Origin of the sequence: Mycolicibacterium agri (genome assembly GCF_002553505.1) — a bacterium.
Lineage (GTDB): Bacteria > Actinomycetota > Actinomycetes > Mycobacteriales > Mycobacteriaceae > Mycobacterium > Mycobacterium agri.
The window spans coordinates 48,827-73,555 of record NZ_PDCP01000020.1 but is presented as its reverse complement, the minus strand read 5'-3'; the positions used below and the strand labels follow the sequence as shown (position 1 = coordinate 73,555).

The window sequence follows — 24,729 nt, the reverse complement described above, 5'->3', positions numbered from 1 at the left end:
GGGTGACTCGCCCTTCGGCACCGCATATCGAGACGCGCAACGCGTGGGTGGAGTTCCCCATCTTCGACGCGAAGTCGCGCTCACTGAAGAAAGCCTTCCTCGGCAAGGCCGGCGGCGCGATCGGCCGCAACGAGTCCAACGTCGTGGTGATCGAGGCGCTGCGCGACATCACGATGAAGCTCGAGCTCGGCGACCGCGTCGGCCTCGTCGGGCACAACGGCGCGGGCAAGTCGACGCTGCTGCGGCTGCTGTCGGGCATCTACGAGCCGACCCGCGGGGTGGCCACCGTGACGGGCCGGGTGGCGCCGGTGTTCGATCTCGGCGTCGGCATGGACCCCGAGATCTCCGGTTTCGAGAACATCATCATCCGCGGCCTGTTCCTGGGCCAGACCCGCAAGCAGATGCTGGCCAAGGTGGACGAGATCGCCGAATTCACCGAGCTGGGCGACTACCTGTCGATGCCGCTGCGGACGTATTCGACGGGCATGCGGGTGCGGTTGGCGATGGGCGTCGTCACCAGCATCGACCCCGAGATCCTGCTGCTCGACGAGGGCATCGGCGCCGTCGACGCCGAATTTCTGAAGAAGGCCCAGGCGCGGCTGCAGGGCCTGGTCGAGCGCTCCGGCATCCTCGTCTTCGCCAGCCACTCGAACGAATTCCTGGCCCGGCTGTGCAAGAACGCGATGTGGATCGACCACGGCACCATCAAGATGACGGGCGGCATCGAGGAGGTCGTGCGGGCATACGAGGGCGAAGAAGCCGCACGCCACGTGCGTGAGGTGCTCGAGGAGCATCGCGCCGACTGGCCTGCGACGGTGCCCGATGACTGATTCGGTGTGCGCGGTACTGGTCACCCACCGACGCCCCGACGAGTTGACCAAGTCGCTGGGTGTGCTGACCACCCAGAGCCGCGCGTTGGACCACATCGTCGTCGTGGACAACGACAACGACGACCGGGTGCGCGACCTGGTCGCCGGCCAGCCCGTGCCCTCCACCTACATCGGCTCGCGCCGAAACCTCGGCGGCGCAGGCGGATTCGCGCTGGGCATGCTGTACGCTCTGGCACTGGGCGCCGACTGGATCTGGCTGGCCGACGACGACGGCCGCCCGCAGGACGGCGAAGTTCTGGCCACGCTGTTGGCGTGCGCTGAGAAGCACGGCCTCGCCGAGGTTTCCCCGATGGTGTGCAACCTCGACGACCCCGACCGGCTGGCGTTCCCGCTGCGCCGCGGACTGGTGTGGCGCCGACTGGTCAGCGAACTACGCGCCGACGGGGCTTCGGACGTGTTGCCGGGCATCGCGTCGCTGTTCAACGGTGCACTGTTTCACGCGTCGACGATCGAGGCCGTCGGCGTGCCCGACATCCGGCTGTTCGTGCGCGGCGACGAGGTGGAACTGCACCGCAGGCTGGTCCGCTCCGGCCTGCCGTTTGGAACCTGTTTGACCACAAGCTATTTGCACCCGTGCGGCACCGACGAGTTCAAACCGATCCTCGGCGGCCGCATGCATACTCAGTATCCGGACAATCCGACGAAGCGGTTCTACACCTACCGCAACAGAGGGTATCTGCTGTCGCAGCCGGGCCTGCGAAAGCTGTTGCCGCAGGAGTGGTTGCGGTTCGGCTGGTACTTCTTGGTGTCCCGGCGGGATCCACGGGGGCTGGCCGAATGGGTTCGGCTGCGCAGGCACGGCCGCCGCGAAAGGTTCCAACGCCACCGCGGACGCGAGGAGCGAAAAGAGCCAAGCGCACGCGAGGAGCGAAAAGAGCCAAGCGCACGCGAGGAGCGAAAAGAGCCGCGCGCACGCGAGGAGCGAAAAGAGCCAAGCGCACGCGAGGAGCGAAAAGAGCCATGACGTTCACCGACGCCGCCGCTCAGTCCAGGACGATGTCGCGCGCCTGGGGCGACCTCGTCGACGGTTTCGCCCGCCGCGAACTGTGGCTGCACCTGGGTTGGCAGGACATCAAGCAGCGCTACCGCCGGTCGGTGCTCGGACCGTTCTGGATCACGATCGCCACGGGTGTCACTGCCATCGCCATGGGCGGGCTGTACTCGAAGCTGTTCAAACTCGAACTGTCCGAGCATCTTCCGTATGTCACGCTCGGGCTGATCATCTGGAACCTGATCAACGCGTCGATCCTCGAAGGGGCCGACGTGTTCATCGCCAACGAGGGTTTGATCAAGCAGTTGCCGACGCCGCTGTCGGTGCACGTCTACCGGCTGGTGTGGCGGCAGATGATTTTGTTCGCGCACAACATCGTGATCTTCGTGATCATCGCGATCATCTTCCCGAAGCACTGGACGTGGCCCGACCTGGCCGTCATTCCCGCGTTCGCGCTGATCGTGCTGAACTCCGTGTGGGTGGCCATCTGCTTCGGCATCCTGGCGACCCGTTACCGCGACATCGGCCCGCTGCTGTTCAGCCTTGTGCAGCTGCTGTTCTTCATGACACCGATCATCTGGAACGAGGCCACACTCGAGCACCAGGGCGCCGGGTCGTGGGCCAAGATCGTCGAGCTCAACCCGCTGCTGCACTACCTCGACATCGTGCGCGCGCCGCTGCTCGGCGCCGACCAGGAGCTGCGGCACTGGGTGGTGGTGCTGGTGCTGACCGTCGTCGGCTGGACCGTGGCGGCTTTTGCGATGCGGCAGTACCGGGCACGCGTGCCGTACTGGGTCTGAGCGTTTTCAGGCACTCCACAGCGCGCACGGGCGTTAATGAACCATGAGCATCCCGCCATACGAACCGCCGAAGTCCCCGCCGCCTGCAGGCGCAGGCAAGACGCTGCTGTGCCCGAAGTGCGCCGGGGTGATGCATACCTACGAGCGCAACGGCATTCACCTGGAGCAGTGCGACACGTGCAAGGGCATCTTCCTCGACTTCGGTGAACTCGAAGCGCTCACTCAGATGGAGAACAGGTTCATGCAGGCCGCTCCGCCGCCACCGCCTCCGCAGCAGGGTTACGGCTACAACTACGGCCCGGGCTGGGGCCACCGCGGCAACAAGCACTACCGCAAGCAGGGCTTCGGCCGGCTGTTCTTCTCGAGCTAGCCCATGCGGGCGCACGCCGCGATCAACAGCGCGTCGTCGGGCTGACTGGCCGCCGCCTGCACGACGGCTGCCCGGGCGAACGGCTCGAGCGTCGGCCACGGGTCACCGGGCGGCAGCGCCGGTCCGGCGGACCCGCGGTAGGCCGACAGAAAGGCCTGCCAGTCGTCGTCGGGAATCAGCCCGGCCGCCCAGAATCCGGCCGGCCGCGCCAGATCCCACGCCGGGTCGCCGACGCCGAGGTCGTCGACGTCGATGAGAAGCCACGGACCGTCCGCGCGCCTGCCCAGTTGGCCGAGATGCCAGTCGCCGTGAACGAGGGCGCACGGGCGATCCGGTGAGCCGGCCCGCCACGCCTGGGCGGGCAGGGCCGCGGCGGCGCGACGCACGGCGCCGTATGCGGTGTCGGTGTCGCGTGTCCGGTCGACGGTGCGTCGCATCCTTTGCGGCCAACCGTGGGCCGGCGTCCGCGGTGCGGCGGGTTCGGTGTGCAGCCGGGCCAGCAGCTGCGCGGCCTGCTCCCACGGCAGGTTGTCCGGTTGCGGGGCAACGGTTTCCACGCGCGGCCAGATGGTGCGCCACCGCCCATCCACCTGCTGCGGAATCGTGTCGATTGGTGAGACGAAAGAACCCGACGCCGCGGCGATGCGGAGCCGGGTTCTCAGCGCCCTCGGGTCGGTGCCCGGCCGGTGCAGCTTGTAGACCACGTCGCCGTCGACGACGATCTCCGCACCGGATCGGGTCTGCACCCTTGCGAGTATCAGCGCCTCGGCACGTGTTGGTGAACGGTCACGTTGATGCGGTTCCACGCGTTGATGGTCACGGCCATGGCGATCACCTGAGCGAGCTCCCGTTCGGTGAAGACCGCGGCGGCCCGGTCGTAGACGTCGTCGGGCACGCCGTGGCTGACGTGGGTGATCGCCTCGGTGAGCGCAAGCGCCGCCCGCTCCCGTTCGGTGAAGATGTCGCCGGCCTCTTCCCAGGCGGCGAGCACGTCGAGCTTCTGCTCGCTGACCCCGTGCTTGCGGGCGTCGACGAGGTGCATGTTCAGGCAGAAGCCGCAGCGGTTGATCTGGGATGCGCGGATCTTGATGAGCTCGCCGAGTTCCGGCTCGACGTCCTTGGCCGACGCGGCGCTGAGGTTCATCATCGCGTCGAGCAGTTCCGGTGCCGCCTTGTAGATCTTGAGGCGGTCGCTGGCGTGGATTGCAGTGTCGAGTGTCGTTGTCATGGCTTTGACGCTAGTGCGCAAAGAACCATCAGCATGGTTCAATTGATCTGTGAGTTCATGGGCCAATTCCGGCGGCCGCGACCTGCATCTCGACCTACAGAAGGTCATCACGCCGGGCGCGAGGGGTGCCCGCGAACTGCTGCTCAGCGCGCTGCGCGACGCCGTGCGATCGGGCCGGCTGGCGCCCGGGTCGATGCTGCCGCCATCGCGCAGCCTCGCCGCCGATCTGGGATTGGCGCGCAACACCGTCGCCGAGGCCTACGCCGAACTGGTCAACGAGGGCTGGCTGGCGTCGCGGCAGGGCGCGGGCACCTGGGTGCTCAACACCGGTGGCGCCGACGCCCCACCGCGACCCCGGGGCAGTCGGACCACGCCGGTCCACAACCTGATGCCGGGCACACCGGACGTGTCGGAGTTCCCGCGCACGGAGTGGGCGGCGTCGACGCGGCGGGCGCTTTCGTCGGCGCCGACGGAGGCCTTCCGGTTGGGCGACGCACGGGGCAGGCCCGAACTGCGCGAGGCGCTCGCGGAGTACCTGACGCGGGCGCGCGGCGTGCGGACGACGGCGGACTCGATCGTGGTGTGCGCGGGCATGCGCCATGCGGTCGAGTTGCTCGGCCGGGTATTCCGCGAGCGGGGCCCGATCGCGGTGGAAGCGTATGGGCTCTTCATCTTTCGCGATCTCTTCGCCGAGCTCGGTGTGCCGACGGTGCCGATCGGGGTCGACTCGCGGGGCGCGGTCGTCGACGAGCTCGACTCGCATTCGGCGGCCGCGGTGATGTTGACGCCCGCGCATCACAGCCCGTTCGGGATGCCGCTGCACCCGGTGCGTCGCACCGCGGCGGTGAACTGGGCGCAGCGCACCGGCGGGTACATCTTCGACGACGACTACGACGGCGAGTTCCGCTACGACCGCCAGCCGATAGGGGCGTTGCAGCCGCTGTGCCCGGAGCGTGTGGTGTATCTGGGTTCGGCCAGTAAGAGCCTGTCACAGGCGCTGCGGCTGGGCTGGATGGTGGTGCCCGACAGTCTGATTGACGCGGTGACCGAAGCCGCTGGGGGACAGCAGTTTTACGTCGACGTGATCACGCAGCTGACGATGGCGGACTTCATCAGCACCGGCGGATACGACAAGCACATTCGCCGCATGCGCATGCGCTACCGCCGGCGTCGCGACACGTTGGTGGAGGCTTTGTCGTCATTCAACGTCTCGATCAGCGGCCTGGCGGCCGGGGTGAACCTGGTATTGACCCTGCCGCAGGACACCGAGCATGAGGTGTTGCGCCGAGCAGGCGAGGCCGGAATCGCGTTGCAGGGCTTGGCGATCATGCGCCACCCGCTCGCAGGCCCATCGGTGCCCGATTACGACGGAATCATCATCGGCTTCGCCGCGCCGGCCGACCACGCGTTCGCACCCGCAGTCGAAGCATTTCTGGGTGTGCTGACGGCGTGCGGGCTGGCAAAGTAGTGCTGCGTGAGCCGCCTCCGAGATCACCGACCCACAGGAGCGCGACCGGGCCTGGGACCTGGCGCTGGACTTCTATGCCGGCTACCGCTGGTGCGCCTCACGCGCAAATCCTGAACCGAAGTCGCCGCGTCTCCGTGGCGTTGCCGCGAGACGGAACCTACGCAGGCGTCCACTCGCACTTTCGCCGCGAGGATTCCGTCTCGCGGGAAGAGGTGTGGCGGAACGGATCAGCCCGTTGGTGTGACGGCTCTGGTCGAACCTCTGGTCGCGGTCAGCACCTCCAGGGTGACGGGTTCGGTGAAGTGTCCGGAGGGTTCGATGTCGAGCAGGGTCGAAATGACCGTGTCCTCGAAGTCTGACTGCTGGTCACCCAGCAGTGTTCGAAGAGGCAGCGACGTCGAGTAGAGATAGCCGATGGCTTGCTCGATGTTCCACGAACGCCGGAACTCTTAGACGCGGCGAGCGGTGATGCTGTCGGCCCACTGCTCCAGGGTCGGAAACTCGCCCGGCGCTAAGGGATCGGACGCACCCGAGCCCGGCTGATCGAAGAAGATCAGCCGACCCAGCGACGTCATCGCCTCGATCCACCCCTGCAGCGACGGCAGTACCGGAAGCACCTCGCAGTTGGTGAGCCAATTCGGCACGAACACGATGTCGCGTCGCCCCTCCGCCGACGCGCGATAGGCCACCCGCATACCCGAGTTCCACGCATACCGCGTCGGAGAACATGGCCGGAGTGTAAGTCGGGAATAGGGCCGAAATTCGATGTCGAGCAATCGGCCCACGCGACCGTTCTAATAGGCTGCCCGGGTGACCGAGCCCCCCGTGCAGCCTCGTCTGGGTCTGATGACCCAGGTGTGGCGCTTCGTCGTCACAGGTGGGTTCGCCGCCATCGTCGACTTCGGTCTGTACGTGCTGCTGTACCGCGTTGGAGGCATGCAACCCGACCTGGCCAAGATCATCGGCTGGATCGCCGGGACGACGACGGCATACCTGTTCAACCGCAGATGGACCTTCCAAGCGCCGCCGAGCAACGCGCGATTGGCCGCGGTCTGGGCGCTCTACATCACGACCTTCGTCGTCCAGGTCGGGCTGAACCACCTCTTCCTGCGCTGGGGCGGCTACACGCCCGTGGCGGTGGTCGTCGCGTTCGTCATCGCCCAAGGCACCGCCACCGTCATCAACTTCGTGGTCCAGCGAGCAGTCATTTTCCGGCTGCGCTGAGCCGACCGCACCGCACGGTACCCTCGTCACGATGTTCTCGACCACGCCGCGACGCCTGACCGGCTGGGGCCGCACCGCTCCATCGGTGGCCCAAGTGCTGTCGACCCGCGACACCGAAGCCATCGCCAAGGCGGTCGCGCAAGCCGCCGACGGGTCCCGCGGCGTCATCGCCAGGGGCCTCGGCCGCTCCTACGGCGACAACGCGCAGAACGGCGGCGGCCTCGTCATCGACATGACGCCGCTGAACCGCATCCACTCGATCGACGGCGAAAGCCACCTCGTCGACGTCGACGCCGGCGTCAACCTCGACCAGCTGATGCGGGCCGCACTTCCGCTCGGCCTCTGGGTTCCCGTGCTGCCCGGCACCCGTCAGGTCACCGTCGGCGGCGCCATCGCCTGCGACATCCACGGCAAGAACCACCACAGCGCGGGCAGCTTCGGCAACCACGTGCGGTCGATGGAACTGCTCACCGCCGACGGCCAGATCCGCCACCTGACTCCGGACGGCGACGACGCCGAATTGTTCTGGGCGACAGTGGGCGGCAACGGCCTGACCGGAATCATCCTGCGCGCCACCATCGCGATGACCCCCACCGAAACCGCCTACTTCATCGCCGACGGCGACGTCACCTCGAGCCTGGACGAGACCATCGCCTTCCACAGCGACGGCTCCGAAGCCAACTACACCTACTCAAGCGCCTGGTTCGACGCCATCAGCCCGCCACCGAAACTGGGCCGCGCCGTGATTTCCCGCGGCTCGCTGGCCACCGTCGACCAGCTGCCGAAGAAGCTGCAGGCCGACCCGCTGAAATTCGATGCGCCGCAGTACTTCACCACGCCCGACATCTTCCCGAACGGGCTGGGCAACAAGCTGATCTTCGGCGCGATGACCGAACTGTGGTACCGCACCGGCAAGACCTACCGCGGCAAGGCGCAGAACCTCACGCAGTTCTACCACCCGCTCGACATGGTCGGTGAGTGGAACCGCGCCTACGGCAAAGTCGGCTTCGCGCAATACCAATTCGTGGTGCCCACCGAAGCGGTCGAGCCGTTCAAGGAGATCATGTACGACATCCAACGCTCGGGGCACTACTCGTTCCTCAACGTGTTCAAGCTGTTCGGGCCCGGCAACAAGGCGCCGTTGAGTTTCCCGATCCCCGGCTGGAACGTCTGCGTCGACTTCCAGATCAAGCCGGGCCTCAACGAATTCCTCAGGGATCTGGACCGCCGCGTGCTCGAATTCGGCGGCAGGCTCTACACCGCCAAGGACTCCCGCACCACCGCTGAGATATTCCATGCCATGTACCCGCGGATCGACGAATGGATCGCCGTGCGGCGCAAGGTCGATCCCGCCGGCGTGTTCGCCTCGGACATGGCCCGACGTTTGGAGCTGCTGTAGATGGTGTTCGACGCGACGGGCAATCCTCAGGCCATCCTCCTGCTCGGCGGCACGTCCGAGATCGGTCTGGCCATCTGCGAGCGCTACCTGCGCAACGCGGCCGCGCGCGTCGTGCTGGCCGACCTGCCCAACCACCCGAAGCGCGACGACGCGATTGCCCAGATGAAGGCCGCAGGCGCCAAATCCGTGGACTGGATCGACTTCGACGGCCTCGACACCGACAGCCATCCGAAGGTGATCGATCAGGCCTTCGCCGACGGCGACATCGATGTCGCGATCGTCGCGTTCGGCTTGCTCGGTGACGCCGAGGAGTTGTGGCAGAACCAGCGCAAGGCGGTGCAGATCGCTCAAATCAATTACACCGCAGCCGTTTCCGTTGGCGTACTGCTCGGCGAGAAGATGCGCGCGCAGGGCTACGGGCAGATCATCGCGATGAGCTCGGCCGCCGGCGAGCGCGTCCGGCGCTCCAACTTCGTGTACGGCTCCACCAAGGCGGGCCTCGACGGCTTCTACCTCGGCCTGGGAGAAGCGTTGCGCGAACACGGTGTTCGCGTCCTGGTCATCCGCCCCGGCCAGGTACGCACCTCGACCACCATCGATCACTGGAAGGCCACGGGCACCAAGGAAGCGCCGTTCACCGTGGACAAGGAGGACGTGGCCGAACTCGCGGTCACGGCCGCGGCCAAGGGCAAGGAACTGGTATGGGCGCCGGGAGCGTTCAGGTACGTGATGATGGTGCTGCGACACATCCCGCGGGCCATCTTCCGCAAGCTGCCCATCTGAGCACCGCCGGGTCGATGATGCGTGGCGCGCTGGCGGTGCTCGGCCATATGGCGGTGGCGACTGTCGTCGCGGTCGTCGTCTCCGCGGTCTCGCTCGCAGCGATCGCCCGGGTCGAATGGCCCGCCTACAACTCGTCCAACCAGTTACACGCGCTCACCACCGTCGGCCAATTCGGTTGTCTGGCAGGAATCCTCGCGGCCGGCTGGCTGTGGCGGCGCGGCCGCAGGATCGTCGCGCACACCGCCGCGCTGCTGTTCCTGTCGGCGTTCTCGGTCGTCACACTGGCCATGCCGCTCGGCGCGACCAAGCTCTACCTCTTCGGCATCTCGGTCGACCAGCAGTTCCGCACCGAGTATCTGACCCGGCTGACCGACACGGCGGCGCTGCGCGACATGACCTACTTCGGGCTGCCGCCGTTCTACCCCGCCGGCTGGTTCTGGCTCGGCGGCCGCGCGGCCGCGCTGACCGGCACGCCCGCATGGGAGATGTTCAAACCGTGGGCGATCACCTCGATCGCCATCGCGGTCGTGCTGGCATTCGTGCTGTGGGCCAGTATGATTCGGTTCGAGTACGCGCTGATCGTCAGCACCGCAACGGCCGCGGCCGCCCTGGCTTACTCGCCCGCCGAGCCGTACGCCGCCGTGATCACCGTGCTGCTGCCACCGGTGTTCGTGCTGGCGTGGTCGGGGTTGCGCGGCCGACACCGGGCGGGCGGCTGGGCCGCGGTCGTCGGCGTCGGCCTGTTTCTCGGTGTCGCCGCGCTGTTCTACACCTTGCTGCTGGCGTACGGCGCGTTCACCGTCACCCTCATGGCGGTGGCGCTCGCGCTGGCCCGCCGCAGCGCAGAACCGCTGCTGCGGCTCGTCGTCATCGCGGTGATCTCCGGCGCCATCGCGCTGATCGGTTGGCTGCCTTACCTTTTGGCGGCCATCGGCGGGTCGCCCGCGGATTCCGGCACCGCACAGCACTACCTGCCACCCGACGGCGCAGAACTGCACTTCCCGATGCTGGACTTCACGCTGCTCGGCGCGCTGTGCATGGTCGGCACGCTGTGGCTGGTCGTTCGCGCCCGCACGTCGACCCGCGCCGCAGGGCTGGCCTTCGGCGTCGTCGCGGTCTACGCCTGGTCACTGCTGTCGATGCTGACCACACTGTTGGGCACCACGCTGCTGTCCTTCCGGCTGCAGTCCACGCTGACGGTTCTGTTGTCGTCGGCGGGTGCATTCGGGTTCATCGAGACCGCGCTGGCGTTGGCCCGCCGCTACAGCCCGCAGACCGGCCGCCGCATCGTGGTGGCCGCCGGCGCGGTCGGGGCCATCGGTGCGATGACGTTCGCGCAGGACATTCCCGACGTGCTGCGCTCCGACATCGTGGTCGCTTACACCGACACCGACGGCGACGGGCAGCGCGCCGACCGCCGCCCACCGGGCGCCGAGAAGTACTACAAGGAGATCGACGCCAAGATCCAGGAGGTCACCGGCAGGCCTCGCGACGAGACCATCGTGATGACCGCCGACTACAGCTTCCTGTCCTACTACCCCTATTACGGCTTCCAAGGGTTGACGTCGCACTACGCCAATCCGCTCGCGCAGTTCGAGGAGCGGGCGGCCGCGATCGAGCGCTGGGCCACTCTCGACAGCGCCGACGAGTTCATCGCCGACTTGGACTCGCTGCCCTGGGAGCCACCGACGGTGTTTTTGATGCGGCGCGGCGGCGCGGGCGACTCGTCGGACACCTATACCCTTCGGCTGGCCGCCGACGTCTACCCCAACCAGCCCAACGTCCGGCGCTACCACGTCAACCTCGACGCCAAGCTGTTCGACGAGGCCCACTTCACCGTTTCCGAGATCGGACCGTTCGTGTTGGCCATCCGTAACCCCGAGGGCCGCTGATGGCCGTCGAGACGTCGCCGCAGCCCGGCCAATTACCATCGAACCCCGTGGTCCACGACCGGCCGCTGGCCAGCAATCACCGCACCGCGCGGTTGATCGCCATCATCGCCGGGTTGCTGGGCGCCGCGCTGGCGGCCGCCACCCCGTTTCTGCCCGTCAAGCAGACCACCGCCCAACTGAACTGGCCGCAGAACGACGTGCTGCAAAGCGTCGACGCCCCGCTGATCGGCTACGTCGCCACCGACCTGACCATCGACGTGCCGTGCAGCGTGGCCGCCGGGCTGGTCGGGCCGGAGAACGCCAACCGCACCGTTCTGCTGTCGACGGTGCCGAAGCAGGCGCCCAAGGCCATCGACCGCGGGCTGCTGATCGAGCGCGTCAACAGCGACCTGCTCGTCATCGTCCGCAACACCCCGGTGGTCAGCGCGCCGCTGTCGCAGGTGCTCAGCCCGGAATGCGAAAAGCTGACCTTCACCGCCCACGCCGACAAGGTCACCGGCGAATTCGTCGGGTTGACCAAGGGACCCGACAGCGACGACCCCGGCGCACCCCTGCGCGGCGAGCGCAGCGGCTACGACTTCCGCCCCCAGATCGTCGGCGTCTTCACCGACCTGGCCGGCCCCGCCCCGCCGGGCCTGCAGTTCTCGGCGACCGTCGACACCCGCTACAGCACCTCCCCGACGCTGCTGAAGCTGATCGTGATGATCGTCGGCGTCGCAATGACGATCATCGCGCTGGGCGCACTGCACGTGCTCGACGCCGCCGACGGGATCCGGCACCGGCGGTTCCTGCCGCCGCGCTGGTGGACGGTGACCCCGCTGGACGGTGTCGTGACCGCGGTGCTGGTGTGGTGGCATTTCGTCGGCGCCAACACCGCCGACGACGGCTACATCCTGACCATGGCCCGTGTCTCCGAACACGCCGGCTACATGGCCAACTACTACCGCTGGTTCGGCACGCCGGAGGCGCCGTTCGGCTGGTATTACGACCTTTTGGCGCTTTGGTCCCACGTCAGCACCCACAGCGTCTGGGTGCGGCTGCCGACCCTGGTGATGGCGCTGACGTGCTGGTGGGTGATCAGCCGCGAAGTCATCCCACGCCTGGGCCACGCCGTCAAAACCAACCCGGCGGCCAAGTGGACCGCCGCCGCGATGTTCCTCGCGTTCTGGCTGCCGCTGAACAACGGGCTGCGGCCCGAACCGATCATCGCGCTGGGCATCCTGCTGACGTGGTGCTCGGTCGAGCGCGGCGTGGCCACCAGCCGGGTGCTTCCGGTGGCGATCGCGATCATCATCGGCGCCCTGACGCTGTTCTCCGGGCCCACCGGCATCGCCGCCGTCGGCGCGCTGCTGGTCGCGGTGGGCCCGCTGAAAACCATTGTGGCCAGCCACACGTCGCGGTTCGGCTACCTCGCGCTGCTCGCGCCCGTGCTGGCGGCCTGCACCGTCACCATCATCTTGATCTTCCGCGACCAGACCTTCGCCGCGGAGATCCAAGCCAGCACCTTCAAGTCCGCCGTCGGCCCGAGCCTGGCCTGGTTCGACGAGCACATCCGCTACGAGCGGTTGTTCATGGCCACGCCCGACGGTTCCATCGCGCGCCGGTTCGGTGTGCTGACGGTGTTGCTCGCGCTGGCCGTGTCGGTGGCAATGTCGTTGCGCAAGGGCAAGATTCCCGGCACCGCCGCTGGACCGAGCCGACGCATCATCGGCATCACCATCATCTCGTTCCTGGCGATGATGTTCACCCCGACCAAATGGACGCACCACTTCGGCGTGTTCGCCGGACTGGCCGGATCGCTCGGGGCGCTCGCCGCGGTCGCCGTCACCGCCGCGGCCATGAAGTCGCGGCGCAACCGGATGATCTTCGCTGCCGCGACGCTGTTCGTGATGGCGCTGTCGTTCGCCAGCGTCAACGGCTGGTGGTACGTCTCCAACTTCGGTGTGCCGTGGTCAAACGAGTTCCCGCAGTGGAAGTTCGGCTTCACCACCATCCTGCTGGGGCTCGCGGTGCTGGCGCTTCTGGTGGCCGCGTGGTTCCACTTCTACGGCCACGACCGGTCGCCGCCGGACGGGCACGGCGGCCGACTGTCGCGAATCCTGCAGTCGCCCTTGGCGATCGCCGCATGGCTGATCGTCATCTTCGAAGTGCTGTCCCTGACGCTGGCCATGGTCGATCTCTATCCGGGCTGGACGGTTGGGCGCTCCAACTTCGGCGCGCTCGTCGGCAAGCGCTGCGGGCTGGCCGATTTCGTGATGGTCGAACGCGACCCCAATGTCGGCATGCTCACCCCCAACGGGGCGCCCGTTGGCGAGGCTCTCGGCGCGGACACTGCAGAAGGCTTCGGCCCCAACAACATCCCGAGCAACCTCTCCCGCGACGAGGTGATGGGCGGACCGGGAACATCGAGCAACTTCGCCGACACCGATCAGAACGACGACGACGCCAGCGGCCAGTCAGGCACCGAGGGCGGCACCACGCCGCAGGCCGGTGTCAACGGCTCCCGCGCGCGGCTGCCGTTCAACCTCAACCCGGCCACCACCCCGGTGATGGGCAGCTGGCGCAGCGGCACCCAACAGCCTGCGCTGCTGCGGTCGGCGTGGTACCGGCTGCCCGACGACTGGGCCGAGCGCGAACGGTCGTCGAACATCCTGGTCGTCTCGGCCGCCGGGCGCTTCGACCGCGAAGACATCGCCGTGCAGTGGGCAGGCGACGACGGCGAGCCGAAGGGCTCGGTCGAGTTCGACGACGTCGGCGCGCCGCCGGCCTGGCGAAACCTGCGGGTGCCGCTGAGCGCGATCCCCGCCGACGCCACCCAGGTGCGGCTCGTCGTCAACGACGACGACCTCGCGCCGCAGCACTGGATGGCCGTCACACCGCCGCGCATCCCGCAGCTGCAGACCCTGCAGGAGGTCGTCGGGTCCCAGGACCCCGTGCTGCTTGACTGGCTGGTCGGCCTGGCCTTCCCGTGCCAGCGGCCGTTCGGCCACCAGAACGGCGTCATCGAGGTGCCGAAGTGGCGCATCCTGCCGGACCGATTCGGCGCCGAGGCGAACTCGCCGGTGATGGACAACGTTGGCGGCGGCCCGCTCGGCATCAGCGAGTTGCTGCTGCGCGCGACCACCGTGCCCTCCTATCTGAAGGACGACTGGTCACGCGACTGGGGCGAGCTGCAGCAGTTCACGCCGTACTACCGCAACGCCGAGCCCGCGCGGCTAGATCTCGGTTCGGTGACGCGTAGCGGCCTGTGGAGCCCGGCGCCGCTGCGTCATTAGGTCTGTCGCATACCATCGACCCTCGTGCCACGCGACGTATCCGAGCGGACCCGGCTGTCCGCCATCGCCCGGGTCGTCGCTGTCGTCGCGGGCATCGCGGGTGTGGTGCTGTGCGCATTGGTGCCGTTGCTTCCGGTCAAAGAGACCACCGCCACCATCAATTGGCCGCAGGCGCCGGGCCCCGACGGGACCGGAGCCGCGTCGGCGGCGACATCGGGCACCGGAGCCGCGTCGGCGGCGACATCGGGCACCGGAGCCGCGTCGGCGGCGACATCGGGCACCGGAGCCGCGCCGGGCCCCGACGGCACCGTCTCCGACATCACCGCCCCGCTGGTGTCGGGGGCTCCGCTGGCGCTCGACATCTCTATCCCGTGTCAGGCCATCGGCACGCTGCCCGAGGACGGCGGGCTGGTGCTGTCGACGATTCCGCCGCAGGCCAGTGACGTCACCAAGGCAGGCCTGTTCGTGCGAGCCACCTCGGATGTGGTGTTCGTCGCGTTCCGCGACTCCGTGGCCGCGGCCGCACCGCGCGCCGCCGTCAACGCGGGCAACTGCAGCACGCTGCACATCTGGGCCAACGTCGGGCAGGTCGGCGCAGACTTTGTCGGCATCCCCGGCGCCGCGGGCACGCTCGAGCCGGAGAACAAGCCTCAGGTCGCGGGCATCTTCACCGAATTGAAGGTGCCGCCCGGGCCGGGGTTGTCCGCGCGCATCGACGTCGACACCCGCTTCATCACCTCGCCCACCCCGCTGAAGCTGGCCGTCATGGTGCTCGGCGTCGCGTCGGTGCTGGCCTCGATCATCGCGCTGGCGGTGCTGGACACCAGATCCGGCCGCAAGTTGGCGCACGCCTGGCGGCGCTTCATGCGGGTCGGGGTCGTCACCTGGATCACCGACATCGGTGTGGTCGGCACGCTGCTGCTGTGGCACGTCATCGGCGCCATCTCCTCCGACGACGGCTACAACCTGACGATCGCGCGGGTGTCCGCAGAGGCCGGCTACACCGCGAACTACTACCGCTTCTTCGGCGCCAGCGAAGCGCCGTTCGACTGGTATCAGAGCGTGCTGGCCCAGCTGGCGTCGATCAGCACCGCTGGGGTGTGGATGCGGCTGCCCGCGACCGCGGCGGCGATCGGCACCTGGCTGATCATCAGCCGCTGCATTCTGCCCAGGCTCGGCCGCCGCATCGCCGCCAACCGCGTCTCGGTGCTGACCGCGGGCGCGGTGTTTCTGGCCGCGTGGCTGCCCTTCAACAACGGCCTGCGCCCCGAACCGATCATCGCGTTCGGCACCGTCGCCGCCTGGGTGCTGGTCGAGAACGCCATCGGGACCCGCCGGATGTGGCCGGCCGCGGTCGCGATCGTCGTCGCGATGTTCAGCGTCACCACCGCACCGCAGGGCCTCATCGCGTTGGCGCCGCTGATCGTCGGCGCCCGCGCCATCGCCCGCAACATCCGGCAGCGCCGCCCGGTCGACGGCCTGCTCGCCCAGATCGCGCCGCTGGCGGCCGCGTTCTCGCTGATCTTCGTGATCGTGTTCCGCGACCAGACGTTGGCCACCGTCGCCGAATCGGCCCGCATCAAGTACAAGGTCGGCCCGACGATCGCGTGGTACCAGGAGTTCCTGCGCTACTACTTCCTCACCGTCGAGGACAGCGCCGACTCGTCGGTCACCCGCCGCTTCGCCGTGCTGGTGATGATGCTGTGTCTGTTCGGCATGATCGCGGTGCTGCTGCGCCGCAAGCACGTGCCCGGCGTCGCGTCCAAGCCGGTGTGGCGGCTGATCGGCGCTACCGCCATCGGGCTTCTGCTCTTGACGTTCACGCCGACGAAGTGGGCCGTGCAGTTCGGCGCGTTCGCCGGGCTGGCCGGCGCGCTCGGCGCGGTCACCGCGTTCGCGTTCGGCAGGGTCGGCCTGCACACCCGGCGCAACCTGGTGCTGTACATCACCGCGCTGCTGTTCATATTGGCCTGGGCCACATCGGGTATCAACGCGTGGTTCTACGTCGGCAACTACGGGGTGCCGTGGTTCGACAAGCAGCCGGTGATCTTCGGCGTGCCCGTCACGTTCATCTTCCTGGTGCTGGCGATCGCGACCGGCCTGCTCGCCGGCTGGCTGCACTTCCGGATGGACTACGCCGGACACACCGAGGTCGCCAACACCGGCCGCAACCGCGCACTGGCTTCGACGCCCCTGCTGGTGGTTGCGGTGATCATGGTGATCCTCGAGGTGGGCTCGATGGCCAAGGGCGCCGTGCAGCGCTACCCCGTCTACACCACGGCCAAGGCCAATGCGCTTGCGCTGGCCTCGGGCCTGCGCAAGGACAGCTGCGCGATGGCCGACGACGTGCTGGTGGAGCCGGACCCCAATGCCGGTATGTTGCAACCGGTTCCGGGCCAGCGCTTCGGCCGGTACGGCCCGCTCGGCGGCGAGAACCCGATCGGCTTCAACCCCAACGGCGTCAGCGACACGCTGGAACCCGCCGAACCCGTCACGGCCAATCCGGGAACGGTGAACTCCGACGGGTCACCCAACGAGCCCAACGTCGGCGTCGGCTATGCCGCGGGCACCAGCGGCGGCTACGGGCCAGAGGGCATCAACGGGTCGCGCGTGTTCCTGCCGTTCGGCCTCGACCCGCAGCGCACGCCGGTGATGGGCAGCTACGACGAGAACACCGTCGCCGCCAAGGCCACCTCGGCCTGGTATCAGCTGCCGCCCCGCAGCCCGGACCGCCCGCTGGTGACCGTCGCTGCGGCGGGGGCGATTTGGTACTACGAGGAGGACGGCTCGTTCAACTACGGGCAGTCGCTGAAGCTGCAGTGGGGCGTGCACCGGCCGGACGGCTCGTTTGAGGCACTCAACCAGGTGCAGCCGATCGACATCTTCATGCAGAAGGCATGGCGCAACCTGCGTTTCCCGCTGGCGTGGGCGCCGCCGGAGGCCAACGTGGTGCGCATCGTCGCCGACGACCCGAACCTGTCCGACGACCAGTGGTTCGCGTTCACCCCGCCGCGGGTGCCGGTGCTTGAGACCGCGCAGCAGATGATGGGCTCGGACACGCCGGTGTTGATGGACATCGCGACCGCCGCCAATTTCCCGTGCCAGCGTCCGTTCTCCGAACACCTTGGCGTGGCTGAACTTCCTGGGTACCGCATTCTTCCCAACCTCAAGCAGACCGTGGTGTCGTCGAACCAGTGGCAGTCGCTGGAGGACGGCGGCCCGCTGTTGGTCACGCGGGCGCTGTTGCGGTCCGACTCGGTGCCGTCGTACCTGCGCGACGACTGGTATCGCGACTGGGGAGCCATCGAGCGCTACCACCGGCTGGTGCCGGAGTCAGAGGCACCCGACGCCGTCATCGACCAAGGCTCGACGACGGTCAACGGGTGGGTTCGCAACGGACCGATCAGGGCGCTGCCATGAGTGACATCCGGGTGACGCGCTTGGTCGCGACGATCGCGGGCCTGATCGGGTTCGTGCTGTCGGTCGCCACCCCGCTGCTGCCGGTGGTGCAGACCACCGCGACGCTGAACTGGCCGCAGGGCGGTCAGCTCAATGACGTTACGGCGCCGCTCATCTCGCAGGTGCCGGTGTCGATGACGGTGACGGTGCCGTGCGACGTGATCCGCTCGTTGCCGCCGGACGGCGGCACGGTGCTCTCCACCGCCCCCAAGGAGGGCAAGGAGGCCACGCTCAACGCGCTGTTCGTCAACGTCAACGAGGAGCGGGTGGACATCACCGACCGCAACGTCGTGATCGCGAGCGTGCCGCGGGAGCGTGTGGTCGGCACCGGCGGCGCGCCAGGCTGCGAGCGCATCGAGATCACCTCGACCGACGAAGGAACGTTCGCCACATTCGTCGGGCTCACCGACGAGGACACGGGTGAGGAACTGCGCAGCGGGTTCGCCGACCCGAACCTGCGCCCGCAGATCGTCGGCGTGTTCACCGACCTGACAGGGCCCGCGCCGCCCGGCCTGTCGCTGTCGGCCACCATCGACACCCGGTTCTCCACCAAGCCAACGGTTTTGAAGCTGGCCGCCATGCTGGGCGCGATCGCGGCCACCGTCGTCGCGCTGGTCGCGTTGTGGCGCCTGGACCGGCTCGACGGCAGGCGCATGCACAGCCTCATTCCGGCACGCTGGCGCACGTTCACCGCCGCCGACGTCGTCGTCGTCGGCTCCTTCCTGTTCTGGCATGTGGCGGGCGCCAACTCATCCGACGACGGCTACATCCTCGGCATGGCCCGGGTCGCCGACCACGCCGGCTACATGTCCAACTACTTCCGGTGGTTCGGCAGTCCCGAGGACCCGTTCGGCTGGTATTACAACCTGCTGGCGCTGATGACCCATGTCAGCGACGCCAGCATCTGGATCCGGTTGCCGGATCTCGTTTCCGCACTGGTGTGTTGGCTGCTGCTGTCGCGTGAGGTGCTGCCGCGGCTGGGTCCGGCGGTGGCGTCGTCGAAGGCGGCGGTGTGGGCGGCCGGGCTGGTGTTGCTGGCGGCGTGGATGCCGTTCAACAACGGGCTGCGGCCCGAGGGTCAGATCGCCGTCGGCGCGCTGATCACCTACGTGCTCATCGAGCGGGCCATCATCTCGGGCCGCATGACGCCCGCAGCGCTGGCGGTGGTCGCCGCGGCGTTCACGCTCGGCATCCAGCCGACAGGGTTGATCGCGGTGGCGGCGCTGGTCGCCGGCGGTCGCCCGCTGCTGCGGATTCTGGTGCGCAGGCACCGCGTCGTCGGCACGTGGCCGCTGGTGGCGCCGCTGCTTGCGGCGGGCACCGTGGTGCTGACCGTGGTGTTCGCCGACCAGACACTGGCAACGGTGTTGGAAGCGACCAGGATTCGCACTGATATCGGCCCGAGCCAGGCCTGGTACACGGAGAACCTGCGTTACTACTACCTGATCCTGCCGACGGTGGACGGCTCGCTGTCGCGCCGGTTCGGCTTCCTCATCACGGCGCTGAGCCTGTTCGTGTCGATGTTCATCATGTTGCGCCGCAAGCGGGTTCCCGGCGTCGCGCGCGGCCCGGCGTGGCGGCTGATGGGAATCATCTTCGGCACCATGTTCTTCCTGATGTTCACCCCGACCAAGTGGGTGCATCACTTCGGGTTGTTCGCCGCCGTCGGCGCGGCGATGGCGGCGTTGGCCACCGTGCTGGTGTCGCCGAAGGTGCTGCGCTGGTCGCGCAACCGGATGGCGGTGGTGGCGGCCGTGCTGTTTCTGCTGGCGCTGTGCTTCGCCACCACCAACGGCTGGTGGTATGTGTCCAGCTTCGGCGTTCCGTTCAACAACGCGATGCCGAAGATCGCTGGAATCACGGTCAGCACAATCTTTTTCGCCTTGTTCGCCGTCGCCGCCGTCTATGCGGTGTGGCTGCATTTCGCCGCCCGCGACCGCGGCGAGGGCCGCTTCGCGCGTGCGCTGACCTCGGCGCCGATCCCCATCGCGGCGGGCTTCATGGTGGTGGTGTTCGTCGCGTCGATGATCGTCGGCGTGGTGCGGCAATACCCGACCTACTCGAACGGCTGGGCCAACCTGCGCGCCTTCGTCGGCGGCTGCGGGCTTGCCGACGACGTGCTCGTCGAACCCGACCCCAACGACGGCTTCCTGAATGCGCTGCCGGGCGATTACGGTCCGCTGGGCCCGCTCGGCGGCGAGAACCCCGTCGGCTTCACACCGAACGGTGTGCCGAATCGCATTGTGGCAGAAGCGATCCGGATGACGCTGCCGATGCCCGGCACCGACTACGACTGGGATCACCCGGCCAAGCTGGAGACGCCCGGTGTCAACGGGTCGACGGTGCCGCTGCCCTACGGGCTCGATCCTGCGCGGGTGCCCGTCGCCGGCACCTACGTCGAGGGCCCGCAGCAGCAGAGCACGCTGGCCTCGGCGTGGTACGAACTGCCGCCGCCCGACGACGCGCACCCGCTGGTGGTGATCACCGCGGCGGGCACGATCACCGGCAACAGCGTGCTCAACGGCCGCACCGAGGCCGAGACCGTCGAGTTGGAGTACGCGCTGCCAGGCCCCGACGGCGCGCCGGTGCCTGCGGGCCGTCTGGTGCCCGACGACCTCGGCCCCGCGCCGTCGTGGCGCAATCTGCGGTTCGCCCGCTCCGACATTCCGGCCGACGCCATCGCGGTCCGTGTCGTCGCCGAGGACCGGTCGCTGACGCCGGGCGACTGGATCGCCGTCACGCCGCCGCGCGTGCCGGAACTGCGTTCGCTGCAGGAATACGTCGGCTCCGACCAGCCCGTGCTGATGGACTGGGCGGTGGGCCTGGCGTTCCCGTGCCAGCAGCCGATGCTGCACGCCAACGGCGTCACGGAGGTGCCGAAGTTCCGCATCACGCCGGACTACAACGCCAAGCGCAAGGACACCGACACGTGGCAGGACGGCGTCAACGGCGGCCTGCTGGGCATCTCCGACCTGCTGCTGCGCGCGCACGTGATGGCGACCTACCTGTCGCGGGACTGGGGCCGCGACTGGGGTTCGCTGCGCAAGTTCGACACGATCGTCAACGCCGAGCCCGCCGAGATCGAACTCGGCACCGCCACACGCAGCGGCCTGTGGAAGCCCAACAAGATTCGCGTCGGCCCCTAGGATGATCGCCGTGCCCGATCGCGTGCGACTGGGTGCCGCGAGCGTCACCCGCATACTCGAGTTGCGGCTCGGCCTGCCGCTGTCCATGTTCCCCAACACGCCGCAGGAGGCGTGGCAGGAACTGGCGCCCGAGCTGAGCCCCACGTTCTGGGACACCGTCAATTGGCATGCGGCGGTGCAGACGTGGGTGATCGAGGTGGACGGCCTCACGGTGCTGGTCGACACCGGCGTCGGCAACGGCCGCGACCGCCCGGCGATGCCGTACCTCGCCAACCTCGACACCGATTTCCTGGAATCACTCAACGCCGCGGGCATCAGTCCTGAGTCGGTCGACGTCGTGGTCAACACCCACATCCACACCGACCACGTCGGATGGAACACCCGACGCGACAACGACGAATGGGTGCCGACGTTCCCGAACGCGCGCTACCTCATGCCGGAAGCCGACTACCGCTACTACCACCCCGAAAACGCCGAAGCGCGGGGACCCGGCCGCTCCGAGGAGCATCAGGCGCGGCTGGATGCGAGCCGAATCATGTTCTGCGACAGTATCCTTCCGGTCGACAAGGCGGGCCAGATCGAACTGTGGTCCGACGATTATCAGATCAGCGACTCGTTGCGGCTGCGGCCGGCGCCGGGCCACACCCCCGGCTCGTCGGTGCTCTGGCTCGATGCGGGCAAGCCGGCGGTGTTCGTCGGCGACCTCACCCACAGCCCGATGCAGTTGCACAGGCCCACCGACTCGTGCGTGCTCGACGAGGACTTCGCCGAGGCCGCGACGACGCGTCGGCGGGTGCTCACCGAGGCGTCGCGGCGGCGTGCCGCCGTCATCCCCGCGCACTATCCCGGCCACGGCGGGATGTCGGTGGTGGCCCGTGGCGACGCGTTTCAAGTCGACGACTGGCTCGAAATAAGCGCTCTGTAGAAATCTTGACTTATTCCAGAAAAGGGGCAAGACTCTTGGCGTGCCCACGGGGGAAGACTTTCAGCAGATGCTGCGGGGAGCCGCCCTTCGCGTGACGCGACCGCGCATTGCGGTGCTGACCGCGGTGCACGCTCACCCGCACGCCGACACGGATTCGATCATCCGCGCCGTCCGCGCGGATCTTCCCGACGTGTCTCACCAGGCGGTCTACGACTCGCTGAGCACGCTGACGGCGGCCGGCCTTGTGCGCAAGATTCAGCCGTCCGGTTCGGTGGCCCGCTATGAGTCACGCGTCGGCGACAACCACCACCACGTCGTCTGCCGGTCCTGCGGCGCCATCGCCGATGTGGATTGCGCCGTCGGCGAGGCACCGTGCCTGACCGCTTCCGACGATGTCGGCTTCGCCATCGACGAGGCCGAGGTCATCTACTGGGGCCAATGCCCTGACTGTGCGACAGCACTGAACGTGCGATCACAACCGTGATCACAGCCCGAAAATCACAATCCCGGAAGGAACGCTGTGTCATCTGATACATCTGACGCTCGCCCGCCACAGGCCGACACGAAAACGGCCAGCCACAGCGAGAGCGAGAATCCGGCGATCGACTCGCCGAAGCCGAAGTCACACGCTCCGCTGACCAACAGGGACTGGTGGCCCGACCAGGTCGACGTCTCGGTGCTGCACCGGCAGAACGAAAAGGGCAACCCGCTCGGCGCGGACTTCAACTACGCCGACGAGTTCGCCAAGCTCGACCTCGAAGCGTTCAAGCGCGACGTCATCGAGCTGATCAACACATCGCAGGACTGGTGGCCTGCCGACTACGGCAGCTACGCGGGCCTGTTCATCCGCATGAGCTGGCACGCCGCGGGCACGTACCGCATCTTCGACGGCCGCGGCGGCGCCGGGCAGGGTGCGCAGCGCTTCGCCCCGCTCAACAGCTGGCCCGACAACGCCAACCTGGACAAGGCGCGCCGGCTGCTGTGGCCCATCAAGCAGAAGTACGGCAACAAGATCTCCTGGGCCGACCTGATCGCCTACGCCGGCAATGCCGCGCTGGAGGCGTCGGGCTTCAAGACGATGGGATTCGCGTTCGGCCGTGAGGACATCTGGGAGCCGGAGGAGATGCTGTGGGGCCAGGAGGACACCTGGCTGGGCACTGATGCGCGCTACGGCGGAACCAACGACAGCGACCGCAAGCTGGCGGAGCCGTTCGGCGCCACCACCATGGGCCTGATCTACGTCAATCCCGAAGGCCCGGAAGGCAAGCCGGACCCGGTCAAAGCCGCCCACGACATCCGCGAGACGTTCGGCCGGATGGCCATGAACGACGAGGAGACCGCGGCACTGATCGTCGGCGGGCACACCCTCGGCAAGACGCACGGCGCCCATGACGGCGACATGGTGGGCCCGGAGCCCGAGGGCGCGCCTATCGAGCAGCAGCAGCTGGGCTGGAAGTGCCCGTTCGGCCAGGGCAACGGGCCGGACACGGTCACCAGCGGTCTCGAGGTGGTCTGGACGCCCACGCCGACGAAGTGGGACAACAGCTTCCTCGAGACGCTGTACGGCCACGAGTGGGAGCTGACCAAGAGCCCCGGCGGCGCATGGCAGTTCGAGGCCAAGGACGCCGAGGCGATCATCCCGGATCCGTTCGGTGGTCCGCCGCGCAAGCCGACGATGCTGGTGACCGACCTCTCGATGCGCGAAGACCCGATCTACGGCCAGATCACGCGCCGCTGGCTCGAGCATCCCGAGGAGCTCGACGAGGCCTTCGCCAAGGCGTGGTACAAGCTGATGCACCGCGACATGGGGCCGATCAGCCGCTACCTCGGCCCGTGGATCCCCGAGCCGCAGCTGTGGCAGGACCCGGTGCCCGAGGTCGACCACGAGCTGATCGACGAGGCCGACATCGCGTCGCTGAAGAGCAAGCTGCTCGACTCCGGCCTGACCGTGCAGCAGCTGATCAAGACGGCGTGGGCGTCGGCGGGCAGCTTCCGCGGCACCGACAAGCGCGGCGGCGCCAACGGTGCGCGGATTCGCCTTGAGCCGCAGAAGAATTGGGAGGCCAACGAGCCGACCGAGCTGGCTCAGGTGCTTCCGGTGCTCGAGCGGATCCAGCAGGAGTTCAACGCCTCGGCCACCGGCGGCAAGAAGGTGTCGCTGGCGGACATCATCGTGCTCGGCGGTTCCGCCGCGGTCGAAAAGGCCGCCCGGGACGCCGGATACGAGATCGACGTCTACTTCGCACCTGGTCGCACCGACGCCACACAGGAGCAGACCGACGTCGAGTCCTTCGCGGTGCTCGAGCCGCGGGCCGACGGGTTGCGCAACTTCTTCCGTCCGGGTGAGAAGGCGCCGCTGGAGCAACTGCTCGTGGAGCGGGCCTACATGCTCAACCTGACGGCGCCGGAGTTGGCGGTGACCGTCGCCGGTCTGCGGGCGCTCAACGTGAACCACGGCGGCAGCAAGCACGGTGTCTTCACCGACCGGCCGGGCGTGCTGTCCAACGACTTCTTCGTCAACCTGCTCGACATGAGCACGGAGTGGAAGCCGTCGGAGACCGCCGAGAACGTCTACGAGGGCCGCGACCGCAAGACGGGCCAGCTCAAGTGGACCGCCACCGCCAACGACCTGGTGTTCGGTTCGAACTCGGTGCTGCGCGGCATCGCCGAGGTCTACGCCCAGGAAGACAGCAAGGCGAAGTTCATCGAGGACTTCGTCGCGGCGTGGGTGAAGGTCATGAACAACGACCGGTTCGACCTGGCCAAGTAGTCACCAGATATGCGACACCCCGCGAGTCGAAAGGCTCGCGGGGTGTCTGTTTTTCAGGCTTTCAGCCGCTCGTCTGTGAATCTGGCGACGCTTTAGGGGCGAATACCGT

General features: G+C 68.0%; 17 protein-coding genes and 1 pseudogene. 15 read left to right on the top strand and 3 right to left on the bottom strand.

The genetic code is table 11. The features are described from left to right. Positions 1-2 precede the first annotated feature (2 nt). From wzt to CQY20_RS13290, 4 genes are read left to right on the top strand one after another with little or no spacing between them, the layout of a single operon-like run. On the top strand, positions 3-830 hold the full coding sequence (gene wzt / locus CQY20_RS13305; protein ID WP_097940552.1) for a galactan export ABC transporter ATP-binding subunit Wzt/RfbE: 828 nt from the start codon (positions 3-5) through the stop codon (positions 828-830). Then, on the top strand, positions 823-1,854 hold the full coding sequence (gene glfT1 / locus CQY20_RS13300) for a galactofuranosyltransferase GlfT1 (RefSeq protein ID WP_097940551.1): 1,032 nt from the start codon (positions 823-825) through the stop codon (positions 1,852-1,854). Before wzt ends, glfT1 begins: the two co-directional genes overlap by 8 nt. After that, on the top strand, positions 1,851-2,681 hold the full coding sequence (gene wzm, locus CQY20_RS13295) for a galactan export ABC transporter permease subunit Wzm/RfbD (RefSeq protein WP_097940550.1): 831 nt from the start codon (positions 1,851-1,853) through the stop codon (positions 2,679-2,681). The genes glfT1 and wzm overlap by 4 nt, the downstream gene beginning before the upstream one ends. Positions 2,682-2,724: 43 nt before the next feature. Further along, positions 2,725-3,051 carry a TFIIB-type zinc ribbon-containing protein gene (locus CQY20_RS13290; protein WP_097940549.1) on the top strand — a complete coding sequence of 109 codons (327 nt, stop codon included), beginning with the start codon at positions 2,725-2,727 and terminating at the stop codon, positions 3,049-3,051. Here the strand turns inward: CQY20_RS13290 and CQY20_RS13285 are convergent. Both CQY20_RS13285 and CQY20_RS13280 read right to left on the bottom strand, forming a co-directional pair. Further along, entirely contained in the window at positions 3,048-3,797 is a 750-nt protein-coding gene (locus CQY20_RS13285; RefSeq protein WP_097940548.1) for a phosphotransferase, read from the bottom strand. The genes CQY20_RS13290 and CQY20_RS13285 overlap by 4 nt on opposite strands. Positions 3,798-3,808: 11 nt before the next feature. Next, positions 3,809-4,279 (bottom strand): carboxymuconolactone decarboxylase family protein, encoded by a 471-nt coding sequence (locus CQY20_RS13280; RefSeq protein WP_097940547.1) that lies wholly within the window; start codon positions 4,277-4,279, stop codon positions 3,809-3,811. A 49-nt stretch (positions 4,280-4,328) separates the two neighbouring features. Between CQY20_RS13280 and pdxR the strand changes: the two genes are divergently transcribed. Then, positions 4,329-5,747 carry a MocR-like pyridoxine biosynthesis transcription factor PdxR gene (gene pdxR / locus CQY20_RS13275; RefSeq protein WP_097940546.1) on the top strand — a complete coding sequence of 473 codons (1,419 nt, stop codon included), beginning with the start codon at positions 4,329-4,331 and terminating at the stop codon, positions 5,745-5,747. 461 nt (positions 5,748-6,208) lie between these two features. Here pdxR and CQY20_RS13270 read toward each other — a convergent pair. Further along, a pseudogene (locus tag CQY20_RS13270) lies at positions 6,209-6,442 on the bottom strand (adenylate/guanylate cyclase domain-containing protein); the annotation flags it as partial. 151 nt (positions 6,443-6,593) lie between these two features. Here CQY20_RS13270 and CQY20_RS13265 point away from each other — a divergent pair. From CQY20_RS13265 to katG, 10 genes are all read left to right on the top strand, one after another. Then, positions 6,594-6,971, top strand: coding sequence for a GtrA family protein (locus tag CQY20_RS13265; protein WP_097940591.1), 378 nt, complete (start codon positions 6,594-6,596; stop codon positions 6,969-6,971). A 31-nt stretch (positions 6,972-7,002) separates the two neighbouring features. Then, the gene (locus tag CQY20_RS13260; RefSeq protein ID WP_097940545.1) at positions 7,003-8,370 is read left to right on the top strand and encodes a decaprenylphosphoryl-beta-D-ribose oxidase; all 1,368 of its coding nucleotides are present in this window, start codon (positions 7,003-7,005) and stop codon (positions 8,368-8,370) included. Beyond that, a complete protein-coding gene (locus CQY20_RS13255) occupies positions 8,371-9,153 on the top strand; it encodes a decaprenylphospho-beta-D-erythro-pentofuranosid-2-ulose 2-reductase (RefSeq protein ID WP_097940544.1) in 783 nt (260 codons plus the stop codon). A 17-nt stretch (positions 9,154-9,170) separates the two neighbouring features. Continuing rightward, positions 9,171-11,045 (top strand): galactan 5-O-arabinofuranosyltransferase, encoded by a 1,875-nt coding sequence (locus CQY20_RS13250; RefSeq protein WP_174814764.1) that lies wholly within the window; start codon positions 9,171-9,173, stop codon positions 11,043-11,045. Continuing rightward, positions 11,045-14,320 (top strand): arabinosyltransferase domain-containing protein, encoded by a 3,276-nt coding sequence (locus tag CQY20_RS13245; RefSeq protein WP_097940543.1) that lies wholly within the window; start codon positions 11,045-11,047, stop codon positions 14,318-14,320. The genes CQY20_RS13250 and CQY20_RS13245 overlap by 1 nt, the downstream gene beginning before the upstream one ends. A 24-nt stretch (positions 14,321-14,344) precedes the next feature. Then, complete coding sequence (locus tag CQY20_RS13240) at positions 14,345-17,740, top strand: arabinosyltransferase domain-containing protein (RefSeq protein WP_234816231.1); 3,396 nt, start codon at positions 14,345-14,347, stop codon at positions 17,738-17,740. Next, positions 17,737-20,925, top strand: a complete 3,189-nt coding sequence (locus CQY20_RS13235) for an arabinosyltransferase domain-containing protein (protein ID WP_097940589.1) — start codon at positions 17,737-17,739, stop codon at positions 20,923-20,925. Before CQY20_RS13240 ends, CQY20_RS13235 begins: the two co-directional genes overlap by 4 nt. A 10-nt stretch (positions 20,926-20,935) precedes the next feature. Beyond that, on the top strand, positions 20,936-21,850 hold the full coding sequence (locus tag CQY20_RS13230) for an MBL fold metallo-hydrolase (RefSeq protein ID WP_097940587.1): 915 nt from the start codon (positions 20,936-20,938) through the stop codon (positions 21,848-21,850). Between the two features lie 67 nt (positions 21,851-21,917). Next, positions 21,918-22,334 (top strand): Fur family transcriptional regulator, encoded by a 417-nt coding sequence (locus CQY20_RS13225; protein ID WP_174814763.1) that lies wholly within the window; start codon positions 21,918-21,920, stop codon positions 22,332-22,334. Positions 22,335-22,370: 36 nt separating this feature from the next. Next, the gene (gene katG, locus CQY20_RS13220; protein WP_097940541.1) at positions 22,371-24,620 is read left to right on the top strand and encodes a catalase/peroxidase HPI; all 2,250 of its coding nucleotides are present in this window, start codon (positions 22,371-22,373) and stop codon (positions 24,618-24,620) included. Positions 24,621-24,729: the final 109 nt, after the last annotated feature.